This is a genomic window from Adhaeribacter sp., assembly GCF_057359045.1.
The window spans coordinates 1-16598 of record NZ_JBMQUD010000060.1; the positions used below are offsets into that span (position 1 = coordinate 1).

13 protein-coding genes are annotated in these 16598 nt (G+C 44.5%); 8 read left to right on the plus strand and 5 right to left on the minus strand.

The genetic code is table 11. From position 1 onward, the window contains the following. Positions 1–281, plus strand: a 281-nt coding sequence (locus ACO1R6_RS10065; RefSeq protein WP_486264399.1) for a DUF4943 family protein, incomplete at its 5' end; no start/stop codon positions are given. 142 nt (positions 282–423) lie between these two features. Here the strand turns inward: ACO1R6_RS10065 and ACO1R6_RS10070 are convergent. The 4 genes from ACO1R6_RS10070 to ACO1R6_RS10085 all read right to left on the minus strand — a co-directional run bounded on the left by ACO1R6_RS10070 (position 424) and on the right by ACO1R6_RS10085 (position 7188). Next, positions 424–2643, minus strand: a complete 2220-nt coding sequence (locus tag ACO1R6_RS10070; RefSeq protein WP_486264401.1) for a xanthine dehydrogenase family protein molybdopterin-binding subunit — start codon at positions 2641–2643, stop codon at positions 424–426. Continuing rightward, positions 2643–3641 (minus strand): FAD binding domain-containing protein, encoded by a 999-nt coding sequence (locus ACO1R6_RS10075; protein WP_486264403.1) that lies wholly within the window; start codon positions 3639–3641, stop codon positions 2643–2645. The genes ACO1R6_RS10070 and ACO1R6_RS10075 overlap by 1 nt, the downstream gene beginning before the upstream one ends. After that, positions 3634–4170: a (2Fe-2S)-binding protein gene (locus ACO1R6_RS10080; protein ID WP_486264405.1), complete on the minus strand. Its 537-nt coding sequence runs from the start codon at positions 4168–4170 to the stop codon at positions 3634–3636. The genes ACO1R6_RS10075 and ACO1R6_RS10080 overlap by 8 nt, the downstream gene beginning before the upstream one ends. Before the next feature lie 426 nt (positions 4171–4596). Next, positions 4597–7188 carry a lamin tail domain-containing protein gene (locus tag ACO1R6_RS10085; RefSeq protein WP_486264407.1) on the minus strand — a complete coding sequence of 864 codons (2592 nt, stop codon included), beginning with the start codon at positions 7186–7188 and terminating at the stop codon, positions 4597–4599. A gap of 155 nt (positions 7189–7343) precedes the next feature. Between ACO1R6_RS10085 and ACO1R6_RS10090 the strand changes: the two genes are divergently transcribed. From ACO1R6_RS10090 to ACO1R6_RS10120, 7 genes are all read left to right on the plus strand, one after another. After that, positions 7344–8336, plus strand: a complete 993-nt coding sequence (locus ACO1R6_RS10090; protein WP_486264409.1) for an aspartate-semialdehyde dehydrogenase — start codon at positions 7344–7346, stop codon at positions 8334–8336. Between the two features lie 166 nt (positions 8337–8502). Then, positions 8503–9288, plus strand: a complete 786-nt coding sequence (locus ACO1R6_RS10095; RefSeq protein WP_486264411.1) for a hypothetical protein — start codon at positions 8503–8505, stop codon at positions 9286–9288. A gap of 79 nt (positions 9289–9367) precedes the next feature. Continuing rightward, positions 9368–10060 carry a helix-turn-helix transcriptional regulator gene (locus tag ACO1R6_RS10100; RefSeq protein WP_486264413.1) on the plus strand — a complete coding sequence of 231 codons (693 nt, stop codon included), beginning with the start codon at positions 9368–9370 and terminating at the stop codon, positions 10058–10060. A 74-nt stretch (positions 10061–10134) separates the two neighbouring features. Further along, complete coding sequence (locus tag ACO1R6_RS10105) at positions 10135–10527, plus strand: RidA family protein (RefSeq protein WP_486264415.1); 393 nt, start codon at positions 10135–10137, stop codon at positions 10525–10527. Then, a complete protein-coding gene (locus ACO1R6_RS10110; protein ID WP_486264417.1) occupies positions 10528–11106 on the plus strand; it encodes a YdeI/OmpD-associated family protein in 579 nt (192 codons plus the stop codon). Positions 11107–11944: 838 nt separating this feature from the next. After that, a complete protein-coding gene (locus tag ACO1R6_RS10115; RefSeq protein ID WP_486264419.1) occupies positions 11945–13672 on the plus strand; it encodes an erythromycin esterase family protein in 1728 nt (575 codons plus the stop codon). 169 nt (positions 13673–13841) lie between these two features. Beyond that, the gene (locus ACO1R6_RS10120; protein ID WP_486264421.1) at positions 13842–14468 is read left to right on the plus strand and encodes a DUF4412 domain-containing protein; all 627 of its coding nucleotides are present in this window, start codon (positions 13842–13844) and stop codon (positions 14466–14468) included. A 261-nt stretch (positions 14469–14729) separates the two neighbouring features. Here ACO1R6_RS10120 and ACO1R6_RS10125 read toward each other — a convergent pair. Beyond that, the coding region (locus ACO1R6_RS10125; protein ID WP_486264423.1) for a BamA/TamA family outer membrane protein at positions 14730–16598 on the minus strand (1869 nt) is incomplete at its 5' end.

Sequence of the window (16598 nt, forward strand, 5' to 3'; positions counted from 1 at the left end):
CGTACGTACCAACGTGCAAATTAGGCATGTACGTATTATGGACGGTAGAATCCATCAGGGCGGTTTCGATAGAGAGCAAGTACTTGGTACAAAGGTTTCCTTCGCAACAACCCGTTTTAGCGTTAAGAGAAGCCCCTGAACTTAAAATGGTTAACAATGATTCCTCGCACGAGATTGCCGCTAATGCCTATTTTAGGTGGTGGGACAATAATAAAAACAAAGCATTTAACAGCTTTAACAATATAGACCCATTAGCTACTACTGATTACAGATGGCATTAAAAGCTAGCAGCTATTGCTTAATAAAAAGATTATTTTGGTAAAACTTTTTTGATCAGAAAAAAAGCCTCTGGTAAACGTTTACCAGAGGCTTTAACTTAAAACGGCTTAGGTTTATTTACCCTTATAGCCTTAATATATTCCTTTAAAGCAATTTATCCAGGGTAATGGGTAAATCCCGGACCCGCTTACCGGTGGCATGGTACACGGCATTGGCAATAGCAGCGGCCGTACCTACAATACCAATTTCGCCTAAACCTTTTACGCCCAACGGATTTACAATATCGTCTTCTTCTTCCACAAATATTACCTCAATGTCGTGAATATCGGCGCTAACGGGCACGTGGTACTCGGCTAAATCGTGGTTTATAAAACGGCCGTAGTTTTTATCTAACACCGATTCTTCTTCCAGGGCCATGCCAATGCCCCAAACTACGCCGCCTAATATTTGGCTACGCGCCGTTTTGGGGTTGATAACCCGGCCGCCGGCAATGGCACTGACTACCCGCGTTACCCGTACGGTACCAAAATCTTCGTCTACTTTAACCTCTACAAATACCGCCGAGTGCGAAAACATAGAATAACCTTTTTGCTTTAAAGCCGGGCTGCTATTTACAGTTGCCTCCAGTACATTTTCGTCGCTTTGCCGCATAACCTCCATAATGCTAATGGAGCGCTCCGGCTGGTCGGTTACAAATATTTTACCGTCGGCAAAAGTTACCTGCTCCAGGCTGTAGGAATCGCCGAGGGGTTTATCTTTTAATTTGCGGGCGTGGGCTATTAGTTTTTCCCGGAGGGTATCGCAAGCTTCTTTTACCGCCGAGCCCACCGAAGCTACGGTCCAGGAACCGCCCTGCAAAGGTGCCTGGGGCAACGACGAATCGCCGAGTTTAAACGTCACGTCCTCGAGAGGCAAACCCAACGTATCGGCGGCAATCTGGGTCATAACGGTGTAAGTACCCGTACCAATATCGGCGGTAGCGCTGCTTACTTTTAATTTACCATCGCGGGAGAGTACCGCTTTGGCACTGGCTTTTTGCTGCTCTACTTCCCAGGCCCCGGTAGCCAGCCCCCAACCTACCCGTTCGTGGCCTTCGCGCATAGAACGGGGCTTTGCATTACGTTTAGACCAGCCAAATTTTTCGGCACCCTGCCGGAAACACTCATCCAGCTTTTTACTCGAAAACGGTTTATCTTTGCTGTAATCTTTATCGGCGTAGTTTACCAGGCGCAGTTCCAAAGGGTCCAGGCCAACTTTATAAGCCAGTTCATCCATGGCACATTCCAGGGCAAACATGCCCGTTACCCCGCCGGGTGCCCGCATATCCAGCGGGGTATACACATCTAGTTTAATCAGTTTGTGGGCCAGTTGCACATTGTCACATTTATACAACATAGCCGACCAGTTAACCAGGTTTTCGGTGTAATCTTCAAACTGCGACGTTTCAGAAAACCCCTCGTGTACCACCGCCTTTAAAGCACCCTGGGCATTGGTACCCAACACCAGCTTTTGTATAGTAGCCGGCCGGTGGCCAAAAGAAAACATTTGCTGCCGCGTAAGTACCACCCGCACCGACCGCTTGAGTTGGAGCGCTGCCATTACCGCTAAAAACAACTGGTATTGCGGCCGCAACCCCGAGCCAAAGGCCCCGCCCACGTACGGCGAAATGACGTGCGCCTCGGCTTTAGATAAACCAAATACATTGGCGATATATTTCTGACTGTTCTGAACGCCCTGGGTTTTATCGTATATTTTAAGTTTGCCGTCTTCTTCTACCAACACGGTGGTGGCGTGCATTTCCATGGGGTTGTGGTGCTCACTCCCGTGAAAATATTCGGCTTCTATTTTTAATTCGGATTCGGCCAAACCTTTATTTGCATCGCCGCGCGGCGAAGGTTTGGCCGACTTGTATTTACTGGGCGTGTAAGCTTCCGGTTCGCGGCCCCGGAATTCGGTAACCGGCGCTTCGGTAGCGTAAGTAATATTTACCAGCGTAGCTGCATAACGGGCCAGTTCAAACGTATCGGCCACCACCAGGGCAATGGGCTGCTGGCTAAACAAAATATTTTCGTCGTACAGTGGCCGGAACGGCGCTCCCGGCGGGGCGTCTTCGTCCTGGTATTTCATATCGAACCAGGCTAAACCAGGTCGGTTTTCGTGGGTAAATACTTGTAAAACGCCGGGCACCTGCAAAGCCGCGCTGCTATCGATACGGGTTATTTTACCTTTGGCAATACTGCTGGAAACTACTACCCCGTACAATAAATCTGGCGCCCTAAATTCAGCGGCATACTGGGCTTCGCCGGTTACTTTGGCCCGGCCATCTACCCGGCTGGTTGGTTTTCCGATATAGGTTGTTTCCATTATGCTATCTGGTTTTCGGTTCCGGCGGCCTCGGCTAAAGCCCGTACAATGGCCCGCTGCGCTAATTCTATTTTAAAATTGTTGTGCCCATAACCGCGGGCACCGTTTATAAACGCTGCCGCCACTGGTTTAAAGTTTTCGGGAGTAGCTTCTTTACCCGCCAACAAGGCTTCGGCTTCCGGCTTGCGCCAGGGCATGTGGGCTACCCCGCCCAAGGCTATTCGGGCATTTTTTATAATATTTCCCTCCATTTCTAAAGCCACCGCTACCGATACCAAGGCAAATGCATACGAAGCTCGGTCGCGCAATTTTAAGTAAGTACTGTGGGCGGCAAAATTATTGGGTGGTAAATCAATAGAAGTAATTATTTCGTCGGGTTGTAAATTATTGTCGAGGTGCGGGGTATCGCCGGGCAAGCGGTGAAATTCGGCAAAAGGAATACGGCGTTCCCCGCCTGGACCGGTTACATTTACCTGGGCTTCCAAAGCGGCCAAAGCCACGCACATATCTGAAGGATGCACCGCAATGCAACTCTCGCTGGTACCCAAAATAGCGTGAATGCGGTTATAACCCGCAATGGCCGAGCAGCCACTGCCGGGTTCGCGTTTGTTACAAGCGGTAGCCGTATCGTAGAAATAATAACAACGGGTGCGTTGCAATAAATTACCGCCATTGGTTGCCATGTTGCGCAGCTGCGCCGAAGCACCCGCCAGAATAGCTTTAGAGAGCAACGGATACTGTTGGACTATCTGCTCGTGGTAAGCGGTATCAGCATTGGTAACCAAGGCCCCTAAACGCAAGCTGCCGTCCGGCAATTCTGTAATTTCTTTTAAAGGTAAACGTCGGATATCAATTAAATGATCAGGCCGTTCTACGTTGGCCTTCATTAAATCGGTCAGGTTGGTGCCACCGGCAATAAATTTAGTCGCCTGGCCGCCCGATTTTTCGGTTACAGCGGTTGCTACCTCGTAGGCGCGGGTATAAGAAAAATTATTCATGCGCGGCGCCTCCTTTCTGTTGCATTACTTCCTGCACGGCCGTTACAATATTGGTATAAGCGCCACACCGGCAAATATTGCCACTCATTAATTCTTTTATATCGGCTCTGGTTTTGGCGTGCCCTTCGTTAATTAAACCCACTGCCGAACAAATCTGGCCCGGCGTGCAGTAACCGCACTGGTAAGCATCGTGCTCAACAAATGCCGCCTGCACCGGATGCAGTTCGCCGTTTGCCGCCAGGCCCTCAATGGTGGTAATGTCGTTGTCTTCTTCCATAATGGCCAGGGTCATGCAGGAGTTAATGCGCGTGCCGTTTACCAGCACCGTACAAGCGCCGCATTGCCCGTGGTCGCAACCCTTTTTAGTACCGGTCAGGTGCAAATATTCCCGTAAGGCATCTAACAAAGAAGTCCAGGGAGCCAGTTCGAGCTTTTTTTCCGAACCATTAATTTTAAGGGTAACGAGCCGTTTGGCGGGCGGCGAAGTTGCTTCTATTTCGCTTGTTGCCTTATTTGTTGGGTGCGTCATACGTGTACTTTTAAAAGCCCAAAACCTATTATTTAAGCATAACCAGCGAACCAGCCGGCAACTTGTTTTTTGATTGGTATTTAAAATAAGCCGAACAGACCTGCAGGGTTAGTTTGCGCTAACAACAGCCCGGCTGCTTTCTTTATGAGTTTCGAGTTATACCGATTTATTTGGGTAGATGGTTGTGCCGCCCGGCTATTTTATTAGGCTTTAGCAATATTTACTTGTAAAACCATTAAACTACAGTTTAGGCTAATAAATTAAGAATAAACAATTTAAATCAACCCACATCACCTAAACTGGTTAAACAGAAATGGAAAAATCTAATATTTAGAAAAAAATCAGGGTGTTGCTTAACATTAGGATTTTACAAAGCATTGTACTTTTACGCTGACTACAGGGCAGTATTGAGGAAGGCAAGCCCTTTCAGAACCGGGTACCTACTACCACCGTTTCTTTAAAAGCTTTAACCTGGCCTTGCAGGTTAAATATTTCGATATACAGCACATAGTAACCAACCGGCACTTTGCGGCCCCGCTCGTCTAAGCCATCCCACCGGAACAAGCCGTTTTGGCCAAGCAGTTGATTTTTTACGAGCCGCTTTATTTCCCGGCCGTTGGCATTGTAAACAGTAATATTGGTTACATAACCACTGGCACCGGTATGGTAGCTAATGGTCGTAAAATCTTTGTCGCCGTCGTCATCGGGGGTAAAAAGGGCGGGCTCTATGGTAAATAAATCGTTGCTGGGGCTTTGCGCTAAATATTGTGAGTTTTTATAACCGGGAGTAGCATACCCTACCGAGCTGGCGGCCGAATGCCAGTTGGCAGTACTGCTATCGCCCTGCAACCGGATGCGTTCCAAAGAAACACCGTTTACATCGGTAAGTAACGGAAAGTGCATAGTTGCCTGGTAGGTCATGCGGTCGATTACGCGGTGGTTGGCATCGAGTACCTGTACCGTACCGTTATCATCGGGGTAAGCAGGCAACCGGCTCATGCGTAAAAAAGTATTGGCGTTGGCAGCGGGGTAATGGGTCTGTATAATATCGGGCCGGGTGGTTAATACCAAATATTGCTGCGGGGCCATTACAAAGGTTTCGCTAGTAATGGTGCTAAAATCGGCGGCCGAATCGGGGCGCAGGTTACCTAGCTGCCAGTTTTTCAGGTCAATATATTTACCCGATCGGTTTACCAGTTCTACAAAATCTACGCCGCCGCTGCGGGGGTTAAAAAGTACTTCGTTTATTACAATATTGCCTGTAATGGCAGCTTCGGGCAAAGCAATGGTAACAGTTGCTACCGGGTTAAGGGCGTTACCGGCACAATCGCGAACTTGCTGTACCGTTAAAGTATAAGGTTTACTTGTTTCCAGTCGATTATTAAGGGTTAACAGCACTTCCTGGTAATGCGGTGCGGCTATGCTTACGGCGCTCACCCGTAAATTTTCCGACAAAGAATAATGAGCCAGGTTACGCGCCGCTAAACTATCCAGGGTTTCCGAAAATATTAATTTGATAGTAGTGGGGTTAATTACTTCGGCCCGGATGATTGTTGGCGGCTGCGTATCGGGGCTCAGATCGTACACCGAGTTTTGCCGGCCAGGGGTACCGCCGCTGGGGTCGCGGGAAGCTACCCAGTTGGCGGCTTCGCGGCACGGGGCAAGCGGGTTAATTAATTCGATGGACCAGCCGCCGCTGGCTTTGGTGCTGTTTTGGTACCAGGCCGTGGTGTACGTTATTTTATCGATGCGCTTGCCGGTATTGTCGTACAGGTTTACTTCGTCGCCGGAATCGTTTAGGGCCGGAAAAGTACTTAGTCCCAGCACCGGCCCATAAGGCCGAAAAAGAGCCGAATCGGCCGCGCGGCACAAAATAACGTAACTGCCGGGCGTAAAAGTGTGTGGTGGCAAAGTACCCCGCACATTCGTGGCATCGGTGTATTGCCAACCCTGCAGGTTTATGGTTTTCTGGCTACTGTTGTACAGTTCTATAAATTCGGCGGCCGGTAAATTTACTTCGGGGCTAAAATCGGCTAGTACTTCATTAATGCGTACCTCGCGGTAATTAACGGCTACGGGCGGGACATACGTAAAATTCAGACTTAGCGGAGCCGGCACCCGGTTACCAAATAAATCTTCTATATTATTAACGGTAAGCTGGTAGCTGCCCGCCGCAATGGGTTGGTTAAAGGTTAAATGCACCAGTGCCGGATTGGTAGCCTGTCTGCTGGCGGTGGCCGGCACGCCCACACCGGTTAGGTTATAATTACTTACTTGCTGTGCTCTGGCAGCCGAAACCGGTTCATTAAACAACACCGCTAACGTTAAATTATTTAGTACTTCAACGCTTTGCAATTGTGGGGAGGTATTATCGATCACCGAAAAATCATCGAACAGAAAATTACGGTTATTGGCAGCCGAATACCTAACCTGTACGCCGAAAAACGCCGACTGCTGGTAAGTAGCATCTACGGCGCTGCCCTCATTGGTAAAGTTTTGCCCGGTGCCCGTGGGGTCCAGCCACAACGTCCACCGCGATGCAACATCGCGGTTTACCCTTACCCGCACTACATTAGCTGTATTGGCGGCTACGCTAGCATCGCGGCCATTAATTACGTAAACTGGGTTGCTGCCCTTATCTTTCCGGAATAGGCTTACCTCATCGGGGGTGCCGCCAATTCTAACAAAATAACCGCTGTTGCTTCCTTTTAAGTTTACCGAATCCGACATTAGGTAAATATCGGCGTAATTGCCACCCGAGGTAGCCAGGTTTAAACGCGCCCAAAATTCCCAGGTGGTACCGGTTACCGCCGAACAGGGAGTGGCTAATTGTAAGTCGGAGTTGGTAACGGCCGGGCCGTTGGTTTGCAGTTGCCCGGCGGCATTTACGGTAAAAGAATTTACATTACCCACCCAGGCCGGATTTTGGGTAAAATCACCGTCCGAAAAACTTTCCTGCAGTTGTGCATAGGTATAATAATGGCAAAGCACGCCCAGTAGAACGAAAATTTTCCGCATACATAGTTACAACTGTCTAAAAAGTACTTATTTTGCGCCCCAATTAGCTGAATCCGAACTGGCTACCCGTTTGCTTCATACGAAAAAAAGTAAAAAGTAGCCGAGCCGGACAGTTTTAAACCTTTATAATTTTTAAATATTTACAAACAGAAAAAATGAAAGTAGCAGTAGTAGGTGCCACCGGCCTGGTAGGCGGTGAAATCTTAAAAGTACTGGAGGAAAGAAATTTCCCCGTTGATGAATTATTATTGGTCGCCTCTGAGAAATCAAAGGGAATCAAGAAGACTTTTAAGGGCCAGGAAATTACTGTTATTGGCGTAGACGAAGCAATTGCGGCCAAACCTCAAATTGCTATTTTTTCGGCCGGTGGCGGCACTTCTACGAAAGAAGCGCCCCGTTTTGCCGAAGCCGGTATTACGGTAATTGATAATTCCTCGGCCTGGCGCATGGACCCTACCAAAAAACTGGTAGTGCCCGAAATTAACGCGAAAGAGCTGACCAAAGACGATAAAATTATTGCCAACCCCAACTGTTCTACCATCCAGATGGTGGTGGCTTTGCACAAGCTGCACGATGCTTTTAAAATGAAGCGGGTGGTGGTTTCGACGTACCAATCGGTAACCGGTACTGGCAAAAAAGCCGTGGACCAGCTCATGAACGAGCGCGCCGGCAAAGAAGGCGGCGAAATGGCTTACCCGTACCGCATAGATTTAAATGTGCTGCCGCACATTGATGTGTTTACCGAAAACGGCTACACCAAAGAAGAAATGAAAATGGTGAACGAAACGAAAAAAATTCTTGGTGATGATAGCGTAAAAGTAACCGCTACCACCGTCCGGATTCCGGTAATGGGTGGTCACTCCGAATCGGTTAACGTGGAGTTCGAAAAAGATTTCTCTCTGGATGAAGTTTACCAGATTCTGGAAGAAACCGAAGGCGTACTAGTAGTAGACGACGTAAAAAACCTGAAATACCCGATGCCGATGGATGCGCACCAGAAGGACGAAGTATTGGTAGGCCGCGTACGCTGGGACGAAACCCAACCCCGCACCATTAACATGTGGATTGTAGCCGACAACCTGCGTAAAGGTGCTGCTACCAACGCCGTACAAATTGCCGAATATTTAATTCAGCACGACTTAGTGTAAAATAATATTTATTTCCGGGAAAGCCACTGTTTTATAAGCAGTGGCTTTTTTGTTTTAAGCTGGTTTATATAAGCTTTTACGTTGTTCCATTTAACTTCTTATATTAGAGAAATAAACGTAATACTGGTGTTTATATACAAGTTAGCTGCAACTAAAATAAAGTAATGTGAGAGAAATAATACCAATAAAAATTGTTGAGGAACCTAATAAAATTGATTGGGACGCTTGGGTCTTATTAGTTGCTGTTTTATCATTAATAGCAGCCGTAATTATACCATTTGCTCAGAAAAAGTATGAAGAATTTAGAGCTAAACGAAACTTTCAGTACTACTTAAAGAAACAGATTGGATTAGTTCTAAATTTCGTAACCATGGATAAGCTGGAATATCTAGAACCGAGTGTGAAGAATGATCCCAAGAAAGAGATTCTCTTAATCAGAGACTTTATTTTGAAGTTAAGGTCAGATTTTAAAGAGCATAAAAATTCGGTTCAGCCAAGAGTTATCTTTATGCTGTTAATGAATGTGCAAAAACTTAGTCATTTTGCATATAGACTTCGACAAAATATTTCAATTATTAGCCTTCAAAATATTACAGAGAAAACTCTTGAACATGGTAAAGAATTATCAAAAAGCGAACTGGACAAAATATATGGACTTATCTTAATATACGAGAGTTTCTTGAGTATTAGTTCATTTCACGACAGGTTTGGACAAATCAAATCTATTAATCGAGTTTTTGAAAATAATTTATGGGTTGGTCTATCAGTAGAAAAAGACCTAATACAAAATCAAAACAGGCTAAACGACGATTTGCTTATCTTAAACGATAATGAATACAGCCTTGAGGAATTGCAAAATATTTTATTAATTATAAATCAAGAAACTAATAAGTATTTTGATTACGATAAGCTACAATCAAAAAGAAGGAAGGCAGTAGCTAACCACACCTAAAGCCACTAAAGCGTGCCTTAGCCCAATACGTTAAACGCAATACCCCAAAACCTGCAATTACCAATAGTCAGGCAGAAACATGAACGACAATGATACAAAACGACTATCGCGACTGACAGCCATTCTAACCCAACTGCAAACCAAACGGCTTACAACGGCAACAAACCTGGCCGATAAATTTAAGGTAAGCGTCAGAACAATTTACCGCGACATTCGGGCATTAGAACAAGCCGGCGTTCCGATTATAACCGAAGAAGGAAAAGGCTATACTTTACTGGAAGGTTATAGAATTCCGCCGGTCATGTTTTCAGAAAGCCAGGCAAATGCGTTAATCCTGGCCGAGCAACTGGTGTTAAAAAACAAAGACGCCTCTTTTATCCGGGATTACACCGAAGCAATCGACAAAATAAAAGCGGTCCTTCGGCCTTTAGAGAAAGATAAAGCTAATCTACTCGCGGATAGAACCCGTTTTGAACAGAACCTTGCCCGGGAAAGAAACAGCAACAATATTTCGCAGTTACAATACGCCCTCACCAACTTTTACCTGGTAAATATTGCTTACACCAACGAACAAGGCAAAACAACCACCCGCACCATTGAGCCATTTGCCCTGTTAAGCACCACCGAAAACTGGCTGCTGATTGCCTGGTGCCGGTTACGTGCGGCGTTCAGGTATTTCCGGTTAGACAGAATAACCAACATGGAGCTGCTTGCGGCAAAGTTTGCGCCCCATAAAATGACCTTGCAAGAATATTTCGATAAATATCACTAAGTCATTTTTACCCCTGACACAAGGCTGTCATTACCCTGCGCCACTTTTGTATGGTAAACTTTAAAAAGCAAAAAATGGAAAAGACAACCTTTGATCCCTGGCCCTGGGGTAAAAACACCAATTCGGTACAAGCTGTTGAGGTAAAAAACGTAACCGGCACGCTTTATTGTTCCGGACAAGTAGCCTTAGACGCGAATGGCATCCCCAGCAATGCCGACATGCGTTCGCAACTCCTGCAGGCCATCGCCAATTTAGAACACCTGATCCATGAATCGGGCTATGCATGCAACAACATAGTAAGACTAAATGTGTTTACCACCTCTACCCAGGAATTTTTCAGTACCTGTATGGATGTTTATGTACCTTTCCTGCAAAAGCACGGCATCCGGCAGGCGACTACTTTGTTGGAAGTAAAAGGACTTTTTGCTACGTTAACCATAGAACTGGAAGCCACCGTTGTAAAGTAAATGCAGAAAAAAATAGAAATATTTTATGCAGCAAGCCGTACTGCCTGGCGAAAATGGTTAGCAGAAAACCACCTTTCAGAACAAGCGGTATGGCTTGTTTTCTATAACAAAAGTGCCGATAAAAAATCTATCTCCTGGAGCGAAGCAGTAGAAGAAGCGCTGTGTTTTGGTTGGATAGACAGCAAAAAAATAAAGGCCGATGAACATACAGCGCACCAGTTTTTCAGCAAACGAAAACCTAAAAGCACTTGGTCAAAAATAAACAAAGCAAAAGTACAGCAGCTTATTGAGGCCGGGCTTATGACTGAAGCTGGCTACCAAAGCATTGCAACTGCCAAACAAAACGGCTCCTGGACCATCTTAGACACCGTGGAAGAACTAACCGTTCCGGAAGACCTTGCTGCGGAATTTGAAACGAAACAAAATGCAAAAGACTTTTTCCTAAGCCTAAGTAAATCTGCCAGAAAAGCCATTTTGCAGTGGTTGGTACTGGCCAAACGACCAGAAACCAGGCAAAAAAGAATTAACGAAATAATAGAACTTGCTGCTCAAAAACAAAAACCAAGACATTTGTCATAAGCAAGGTGCACCCGCCACCGGCGTAGTTTATTGCAACGCCATAGCAGGCAATTGCAAAGTATCGGGACCCAACCAGTAATAGCGGCAACAGAATGTACTGGCATTGTTATCGGCGGGATTATTTACGGCAAGAACTTGCCCCAAACAATTTTGAACTAGTAAAGTTAACCCAGAAAACAACCACGCCGATACCCGCGCTTTGCACCTGGTTTTATTTTCCCGAAAAAAGTAAAGCGGTATAACAAGGGCTGATAAAAAGCAGTACAAAAATATTTAATTCAATTTATCTAGTTTAACGGCACTGCCGCTTAAACCTAAACCATGGGTGCTCGCCCCTGCGGGCGCTACCTATAAAACTAAACTTGCTGCCTAAAATAATATGGAGAGCAAACCTTTTAAGCAATTTGTTCTACAAGAAGTAAACAGTTTTTTTTAAATAAAATAACCAGGTTTACACATTCCAGTATTAGCGGCTTTCTGTATTGGCTGGCCTTTGTTGGCCGGTTTGTATTCTAATAATTTACAAGCAGGTTTACTGGCCAGTTTGGCGGGCATTGTAATCCCTCTACCAAGGTCTGTGCCCTAACAGACTTTAGGAATAACTTTAACAGCTGGCTTTCTTTCGGTTGGTGGGGGCACTAACCGGGGAGTGAGACTCATCATCTTTATTGCGCACACTAGAAAATCAGGACCAGATATAAATTCTTCTGTAATTAAGTTGCTTTCCTGGTGCATAATTAATACTTTTCTATACTACTGTTTACCAATAAATTAGCATCCCTTTAGTTTCTTATTTTCACGCAATCCCGAAACCATTTTGAGGCCTAAAACCACCATTATGAAAATAATCTTAGCCATTTTACTTACTTGTGTATCAGGGACAGGTTATGCCCAAAAGTTTTTAAACCTTGGCTTTGATTATGAAACACGGGGAACCGGCCTTCCGCAAAAGTGGTATCTTGGACAGGATGGTTACTTAGCAAACCTGGATGAAAAGGAAAACTTTAACTCTGCCAAGAGTTTAAAAATTAAAAGCAACAAACCCCAGAAAAATCAATTTGGCGTTTGTAGAGGGAGCTTTCCGATTGAGTTTGTAGTAGGCCAGAATATAGAATTTAGAGGCAAAATAAAGACCGATTCGATAAAAAATGGATATGCCGGACTTTGGTGGAGAGTTGATGGACAAGACGGGACTCTAGGTTTCGACAATATGATGGACCGGGGAATAACAGGAACCAACAACTGGCAAGATGCTTCCATTAAAATGAAAGTGGATGAAAAAGTAACCAATATTAATTTTGGAGCTTTATTGGTTGGTGAGGGCACTGCCTGGTTCGACGATTTTGAAGTATTTATAGATGGCAAAAAATTTATTGACCTAAAACCCCGCTTAACCGAACCAACTAAAGAAGAACTGGCTTGGTTAAAAAGTCAAATCTATCCCCTAAAAGCTTTTGAACCCGGTTTTCAGTCAAATAACGACTTAAAGGTGCTTAAAAATTTAATTCGAGACTCGAAAGTGGTAGCGCTGGGGGAAGTTACCCACGGCTCAAGTGAGATTTTTAAAATGAAGCACCGCCTGGTAAAATACCTCGCCGAAAACGAAGGCTTTAATATTTTCTCTATTGAGGCAAATATGCCCGAATCATACAAACTAAACGACTATATTCTGGATAAAAAAGGCGACCCAACTGCTTTAATAAAAGGAATGCACTTTTGGACCTGGCGGACCCAAGAAGTTTTGCATATGGTAGACTGGATGAAAGCGCACAATAAATCAAAACAGAATATTCAGTTTACCGGTTTTGATATGCAATTTTATTCCGGGCCGGTTAAAGAGTTGGAGTTTTACCTCCAGGACCAACCGCAGGTACATGGCCAGCTTGGAACTTTAAAACAAAAATTAGAAGAACTAGATAAAAGGAGTAAGAACACGGGCCGGATGATTGTTTCTTCAGGAGAAAAAGATGAGATTCATAATTTGTTAACTTCCATAAACAAAACCATCACCCAGGCTAATCTTACCAAAGTTAGAAAAGACTGGTTACATCGGAATACCCGCATAATTGAACAATATTTGGTTAAAAACCCAACTTCCCGGGACAAATTTATGGCCGAAAACCTGATGTGGATTAAATCTAATAACCCAAAGTCAAAAATTGCTATTTGGGCGCATAATTATCATATAAAGAAAACCGGCACCAGCATGGGCAAATACCTGGCCGATTCTTTAGGAAATGAATATTTAACCATTGGGTTTACTTTTCACAAAGGACAATATACCGCCATGGGCAGTAATGGCTTAAGCAACTACAAAGCCCAGGATTCTTATCCTGGAACTTACGAGTACTTTTTCAATGCCATAGATGAGCCAATTTTTATTCTGGATTTACGAAAGGTAAAGAACGATCATTCAGAACACGCCAAATGGTTACAAAACGAATTGAATATCAGAAGTGTTGGGGCCGTAAAGGTAGAAAATGAATTTTCAGATACGAATGTAACCGATAATTTTGATTTGCTAATATTTATAAATGAATCATCCAGTTCAACTTTACTGAATTAAAGGCTCTACCCAGCGCTGTACCTCACAGAATAGTTTGTTAAATAGCTTTCTTTCGGTTGGTGGGGGCGCCAACCAAGGAGTGAGAAACCTTCTTTCCAACGGAAACTAAATATTATTCTAATACAATATTTACTTAACTTTGGTAACCTAAATAATAATTTACTTACCAATGCAAAAATTAATTTTATTCTTTTCCGTAATCCTGTGTTTTACTGCCTTTAAAGCCGCAGATAAAATATTTACCGGAAAAATAATTTATAAATATTCTTTTACCGACCTCCAGGGCAATGACCTAAACAGTAAACTTATTACTTACCTGGGCAATGGGCAGGAATACTTTATTAACGCACAAAATTATAAATCTACGCGCCAGGGTAAACTCCAGCAATTATATAACGCCGAAACCAACACCTACTTTTACTTTAGCGCAGAGAACGAGGCGCAGAAACTTGATGCCGGAAAACCAACTTCCCAGAAATTTACCGTTACTCATTTACCATTAACCGAAAAAATTGCTGGTTATACTTGCAAAGCTATAAAAATAGAAACCGACGAAACAATTACCATTTATTTCTATAGCCCCGAAATTAAAACAGATGTAAAAACTTTTGCCCGGCACCAGTTTGGAGAATGGAATAAATATTTAGAGGCCACCAACGGGGCTTTAGCTTTAAAATATACCATGACAAGCCAAAAACAAGGTTTTATCTGGACCTCTACAGCAACAGAAATAACCAAAATGAATCTTTCGTCGGGAGACTTTACCTTACCCGAAAACGTAAAGCTTAAAGAATAGGCCCAGCTAACTTTAATTTTGCTTTTTACTTAATTGCCATGTTATGGCAGGCAATTAATAAAACGAGATTCCAGACCAGTAATAGCTGCGGCACATATACCTGTATTATCACCAGCCGGATTATTTTTTAATTTGGAGAAGCACTAATGCTTCTCCAAATTAAAAAATATGAGTTTAGGCCTATAAAGGCTCTTTTACTATCTGAGCCCCCATTTAGTTCTAGTAATTAATCTGGGAGAGCACTAAAGCTAAGCTTTATTATTAAAATAAGAAGCCGGCACGCAGCCACGGCATACGACTTTCTTCCGAAACACCGTACTCCGCCGAGAATACTAACATGTTAACTGGCGAAATCCAGATACCGCCGCCGTAGCCCCGGTGCCACTTTTTAGACGTTTCGTTTTTCTCCCAAACCCGGCCCACATCGTGGAAACCCAGAATACCAAATGAACCCGGGAACAAATATGTTTGAAAATTAAAGAGTTTTATCCGGATATCGGTGTTGTTGTAAAAGCTACTGCCACCAGCAAACCGGTTTTGACGGTAACCCCGCAAATTAGAGTTGCCATCGAGCCGGTTAGCCTGGTAAAATTCGTACGTACCAGCGTTGCGGGCACCACCTACCCGGTTGGCTACGGTAACTTTAATCGGAATCCGGAAAGTACGGTACAAGCTTAATTCGCCAAAAGTTCGCGAAAAATCAGATTCGCCGCTCGATAAGCCTGTGTAAAAACCGGTTCCGGCCCGGGCAACTATTCCTTTGGTGGGCATAGATACTTTATCGCGGGTATCTAACTGGTACTGCAACTCCAGGCCACCATAAGTTTGGGCTTCAAACAAATCAAAATTGCCGTCTTGCTGCCAGGCAAAATTGGTAATAAAGCGCTCGGGCGTTAAGTTAAGATTAACCCGCTGGTACGATGGACCCGCCAAAAACAAGTGGTGTTTCCCTACTTTCCGGCCAATTAAAGCATTAAAATAATATTGGCGCGAGGTATACCGGTAATATTCAATGTCGAGGTCCTGGTTAAACACCGACTCGTTGCCTAAACCAAAAAAGGTAGCATTAAAATTAGGTGTCCGGATATCCAGGTTTAACTGCAGGTCAAACTTTTTAACGAGGTGGGTAAAATAGCCTTGATAATTAAACCGGAACGAGTTGGTAAGCAAGGCGTATTTGCCCAGCAAACGGTGCGAAGCCGCAAACGGTTCTTTTTTAAAGCCTTGCTTTTTAATCAGGACGCCGGCACCGAGTAAAATACCGTTATCGCGGTTATACTCTACGGCTCCTAAGGGCCCGGCATAATCGTACACAAAAGCCTGGCGGTCATATTCGTTTACCTCCGGGTCTGAGGACGTCATGTTTTTGGTTTCGCGGCCCAAATTAAAGGTGTTGCCGGCGCGGGTGTCGTACACAAAGGTCTTTTTAGACATACCCCTTACCGCCGATTCGTCAGTTATTTTATCGGCATCGTCGCCGCCAATAATCCTTACTTTTATGCCTTTGTTTACCGAACCGGCTATTTTAAATTGGTCTTCTCCATCTAACCCGTATAACCGTATTTCTTTTGTTTCTGAAGTTTTAAACTGGCGCTGATAAATTATTTGCTCCAAATCGCCGCTTTTACTTATTTTTTTAACTGTAACATCGGTATTTTCATCGTCTTTGCGCACTACTTCAAATAATTCGTTTTTATCGCTACCCACCACGTTTACCGCACGAGCCAAAAAACGATAATATTCGGCGGCATAGCGGGGTAAAGCATCGCGCCGCGCTTTTAAATCGGCCGCAATTTGCGTACCCGAAAGCTTGTAAATAGGCGTTGGCCAAAGTTGGGTAGCACTATCAATGGCCGCATCGGTTAAACTGCTTTTAAGCGAATTAGCTGTTTCCAGCCAATCGCGCAGCGAGAGTTGGGTTAAAAAGGTACGATCAAAATAACGGGCATTAAAGTTAAAGCCAGCAATATCGCGGATGTCGTCGTCGAAACCCTGAATTTTAGGCATTAACCACTTGCGGCTGGCAATATTGGGTACCACGCCCTGGTTCACAAAAAATGCCATATCGCGGTCGCGCGGAATAGGTTTAAATATCTCGCCTTTTTCGTTCTGCTTATCAAAACGGGCCCA